Origin of the sequence: Herbaspirillum sp. B65 (genome assembly GCF_000333555.1) — a bacterium.
In the GTDB taxonomy this organism is placed as follows: domain Bacteria; phylum Pseudomonadota; class Gammaproteobacteria; order Burkholderiales; family Burkholderiaceae_D; genus Herbaspirillum; species Herbaspirillum rubrisubalbicans.
Genome location: NZ_BADI01000346.1, coordinates 1 through 1,415, shown reverse-complemented (window position 1 = coordinate 1,415; position 1,415 = coordinate 1). Strand labels below are relative to the sequence as shown.

Here is a 1,415-nt window from a genome sequence, read left to right as displayed (position 1 = left end):
GACGCCTCATCTCTATCGTAGTAGGAAGAAGAAGAGATGCAATTGCGACGATGGAAAATGACAAAGCTGCAGCTGTCCGAAAGAAAATTGCATAGCAATGGAAACTGCCAATTTCCTTGGTGAGGGACGGTTACATGGAGCGAATCAAGAATGCTTTCAGTGAGACCAGGGGACAAAAGTTGGGCTAGATAGGCAATAACGAAACCGAGTAGAGCACCAACCAGCATCACAATAAAAACTGCAACCGATGCAGTAGAAATTTTTTTGAATATTCTTGCCATCGATTTTTTGGATCATTTTTCCGTCAGTTTATTTGGGATAACACTACTTCATGTAGTTCCACTTTAGATTTGGGCAGAACTATACACATATAAGAGCTACCGCCTGCGGCTTGTCGAAGTCCTCGCCATACGCAAACAGAAAGCTGGCAAGCAGTTCGCAGCTTTTATATGCCTTACGCGTCATACCTACTATTTGATCTTCAGCGACGATCTCGTAAAAATGTCTATGGGGAGTTCTGCCGTCGTAGATAACAGGCTGAGCCGATCCAATCTCGGAGACAAAGAAAGATCCTGAAACAGATCTTCCTGGGCTTAAGAGAACTAGGGTACGAGAGGTCATATGACTGAGTGGCTACCTTCCGCAGGCACCGGAATTTTCGCTTAGGGGACTCGGAAGAGCCCACCGAGAGCTGGAAGCGTTGACTTGAGTCTATCTAGACGTTTCCGTAAGCACCATCTCAAACCTCTATGAAGCGCTGTCTTCACCAGGTTCTTTATAGCTATACGTGGGGCCACGCGATGAAACTTGGAGGAAATTGGGATTCAATAGCTCACAGGGATGATAGCCGGCCGCTAGACACAGCCTTACCAAGACTTTAAATGTGATGTTGTGCTCCCCGCGCTCGGTAGTGCTTACAGCTAAGCGTTGCACTCCTGCGCGCTCCGCCAAATCGGTTTGCGAGAACCCGCGCCTCGACCGCGCAATCCTGAGATTCGCCCCAAAAACTTCTCGGATGGCATCCTCATCAATCTCGATGGTTTCTTTTTTCATAAAGTTCCGCTATAATGTTTTGTATGGCATACATATGCAAATCAAAAAATAAAATATAGTGCTTCGATCTTATAAATGCATGTTAAAGGATTGATTTTCAATACAAATTGTATTAACGCATTCTATGTGCTTCATCCAGCGGTAACAACCAGGGTTGGGGGGGAGTTGTTTAACTGATAATTGCTAATGGGAAAATCTTCTTCGCAGGGCAGCACTGCGCGCGTAAGGCGCTGCAATAAGCTCACGTTGCCTGTCTTACGAGTTACAAATCTATGCTCACGCGATGACGCCCATGCCATTGAGCGAGTCGTTACCCATCCTAAAACGGGCAGGTGACCGCCTACTTTTTTCGGTACGAGCTT

2 protein-coding genes are annotated in these 1,415 nt (G+C 46.3%); both read right to left on the bottom strand.

What is annotated here, in order from left to right:
- Positions 1–747 precede the first annotated feature (747 nt).
- Entirely contained in the window at positions 748–1,053 is a 306-nt protein-coding gene (locus I5W_RS34190) for a helix-turn-helix domain-containing protein (RefSeq protein WP_083893499.1), read from the bottom strand.
- A 131-nt stretch (positions 1,054–1,184) separates the two neighbouring features.
- On the bottom strand, positions 1,185–1,415 hold a 231-nt coding region (locus I5W_RS32790; protein WP_217284443.1), incomplete at its 5' end, for a hypothetical protein.

Coding starts and splice junctions, on each gene's coding strand:
- I5W_RS34190 (WP_083893499.1), bottom strand. CDS start 1,053: ATGAAAAAAGAAACCATCGAGATTGATGAGGATGCCATCCGAGAAGTT.